A 2,133-nucleotide genomic window follows, 5' to 3' on the forward strand; every position below is an offset into this window, starting at 1 on the left:
CCGGATGGACGACCGGCTCCTTGGCCTTGAAAGCGTGGGCCTTGAGCATCGCGAAATAGTTCGGATAGGCATAACCGTTGTTCATCCGCAGCCACTCTTCGCGGCGCTCGCGAAACAGCTTTGGCAACCTATACCAGGCAATGGTCGGGCTCTTGTGATGAATGAAATGCAGATTGTTGTTCAGGAACAGGAAGGAGAGCGGCGAACGCTCGACGATCACCGTGCGCCCCTCCGGATGCTCCGACCACTGGTGCTCCGCATAGGTGCGGATCGAGATCAGCGACTGGCCGAACCACACCGGCACCAGGATATAGAGCCAGAGAGGAATGCCGAAGCCAAACGTGACGATCGGCACCGCAACCGCGAGACCGATGGCATGCAGCAGCCAAGCCTTGCGGATCACCTTGTCGCCGGCAAGGATCTGCTTGGCGTCGTCGATGAAGAAGCCGACCGAGGACAGCAACGGTCCGAGAATGAAGCGGCCGACCATCGTGTTGTTGATCTTGAGCAGAAGCTTCATTGTCGGCGGCAGTTCCTCGTGCATCCAGAGCGCCTGGTAATAGCTCTCCGGATCGTCGAGCGGATCGGTCAGCCGCTCGTCCGCGTGATGACGAAGGTGGATGGTCTTGAAGCGGCGGAACGGCCAGACCGTGCCGATCGGCAAAAAGACGAAGGCTTCATTGATCCTGGCGTTGCGGGTCGGATGGCCGTGCGACACCTCATGCATCAGCGAGGATTGCAGAGCCAGGATAAAGGGCAGGATGGCAAGCGCCAAAAGCGGATAAGATGGCCACAGCAGGAAGCCTATTGCGAACCACGCACCGTAGCAGAAGAGAATGAGGCAGACTGTCGGCCATTCGATTGCCGGTGCGTTTTTGCGTCTCTTGTTCATGCCGGTATTCGTGCTTGCCATGCTATCGACCACTGCCTTCCAGTCGCCGGAACCAACCCGATTCCTGACAGCATTGTGTCAGGAGCCTATCGTTGCCGCAACGCGACAAAGCGAACAAACTGTTGCGAGTGCGCATTTTCAGCCGCATATGTTATACATTGTAAACAAATACGAGGATTCATTTCCGCCTGAGCCATGTTCAAGACGCTCCCGGCGCAAATTTTTCCTCTCCGAAGCAGGAGCAGCGTGATGGACAAGCGCGATCTGTCGACTCTCTTCCGGGAGCGGTTGAAAATGCTCTTGACACGATCCGACCTCAACCAATCGGCCTTCGCGGCAGCGGTCGGCATCGACCGCTCGGCATTGTCGCAGCTCCTGTCAGGCGCCTCGACCCGCCTGCCCCGTGCCGAGACGCTTCTCAACATCGCGGCCGAGTTCAAAGTGTCGCTCGACTGGCTGCTGGGCCTCTCCCACGACGAGGGCGTCACCGGCGAGATTAGAGAGAGCCTGGAGATCGAGGAGGCGCCGGACGGTTTTGACCGCACGCTGCTCGCCAAGTGGCACGCCGAGGCGGCAGGCACGAAAATCCGCTACGTGCCGGCAGGCATCCCTGACCTTCTGCGCACCGAGGCGCTGATCGAATATGAGGCCGGGATCACCAACAAGAGCCGCGAGGCGCAGGCCGGCGAAACGCAATACCGCATCGACTATACAAGGCGGCCGGAGACCGACATGGAGGTCTGCATGCCGCGCCACACGCTGGAGATCTTCGCGCGCGGCCTCGGCGTCTGGGATCGTTTTCCCGAAGCCGAAAGGCGCAAGCAATTGCTGCACATGGCAGCCCTCCTCGACGACCTTTACCCGACCTTCCGCCTGTTCCTCTATGACGGACGCATGCGCTATTCGATCCCCTACACGATCTTCGGCCCCTACCGCGCCGCTATCTATGTCGGCGACATGTATCTGGTGTTGAACGCGACCCAGCCGATCCGCACCCTCACCAGCCATTTCGACAATCTGATCCGCGCCGCCGACATCAATGCGCATGAGGCGGCGAGCTTCGCGCAGAGGCTGGCCGCGACGTCCTTCCCGTCGGGCTCCTTCTGAGCGCTTGCCCTGCCCGGTCGACCACCATCCAACCAATGGTGAGGCCTGCATCGAAATCGATGCCGAGATCAATCCGGCCTATAAGGTCTTCTCAGCCGCAAACGCGTTGACTGGACATAAAGACTTCTTTATAT

2 protein-coding genes are annotated in these 2,133 nt (G+C 59.5%); one reads left to right on the forward strand and one right to left on the reverse strand.

Features of this window, described 5'->3' with window-relative positions; translation table 11 throughout:
- On the reverse strand, positions 1-892 hold an 892-nt coding region (locus tag EOA27_RS33305; protein ID WP_127258398.1), incomplete at its 3' end, for a fatty acid desaturase.
- Between the two features lie 249 nt (positions 893-1,141).
- On the opposite strand from EOA27_RS33305, the gene EOA27_RS33310 reads away from it, so the two are divergent.
- On the forward strand, positions 1,142-1,999 hold the full coding sequence (locus EOA27_RS33310) for a helix-turn-helix transcriptional regulator (protein ID WP_126082186.1): 858 nt from the start codon (positions 1,142-1,144) through the stop codon (positions 1,997-1,999).
- Positions 2,000-2,133 lie beyond the last annotated feature (134 nt).

Source organism: Mesorhizobium sp. M2A.F.Ca.ET.037.01.1.1 (assembly GCF_003998075.1).
GTDB lineage: Bacteria > Pseudomonadota > Alphaproteobacteria > Rhizobiales > Rhizobiaceae > Mesorhizobium.

Bases quoted from the DNA above. Each gene is read 5' to 3' on its own strand.
- EOA27_RS33310 (WP_126082186.1), top strand. From the start codon at position 1,142: ATGGACAAGCGCGATCTGTCGACTCTCTTCCGGGAGCGGTTGAAAATG.